At 49.3% G+C, this 615-nt stretch carries 1 protein-coding gene; it reads left to right on the top strand.

Features of this window, described 5'->3' with window-relative positions:
* Positions 1–615 (top strand): alanine--tRNA ligase-related protein (locus tag ACS8FC_RS18910; protein WP_439297922.1); only part of this gene is annotated, 615 nt, incomplete at both ends.

Raw genomic sequence — 615 nt, 5'->3', positions numbered from 1 at the left:
AAAAGTCATCGCCGATCATATCCGTGCCGTGTCGTTTTTGATTGCTGATGGCGTGACGCCAAGTAATGAAGGTCGTGGTTATGTCCTACGCCGTGTCATTCGCCGCGCCGTACGCCATGGCAACAAGCTTGGCGCAGATAGTGAGTTTTTCTACAAAATGGTTGCCCCGCTTGTGGCTGAAATGGGCAGTGCTTATCCAGAGCTAGTAGAAAAACAAAGCATCATCGAAAACGCCATTCAAAAAGAAGAAGCGCAGTTTGCTAAGACACTAGCGCAAGGTCTGCGTTTGCTTGCCAGCGAACTTGAAGGTCTAAAAGATGGCGATACGCTATCTGGCGAAGCCGCCTTTAAACTCTACGACACCTATGGCTTCCCGATCGATTTGACAGCAGATATCACGCGTGAGCGCGGCATTGCCATTGATGAAGCTGAATTTGATGAGCACATGCAAGCACAACGCGAACGTGCTCGTGATGCGGGCAAGTTTGATGTCGATTACAGCAGCGTCATTCAAGTCGAGACGCCAACGACCTTTATCGGTTATGAGCAGCTTGAAGAAGATGGCGTAACGATTGATGCCCTTTATCAAGACGGCAATCCAGCAGATAGCTTAAC

The organism is Psychrobacter sp. 1Y4 (assembly GCF_051847555.1).
Note: the sequence above shows the minus strand (reverse complement) of the source record. Positions and strands in the feature narration are given on the sequence as shown.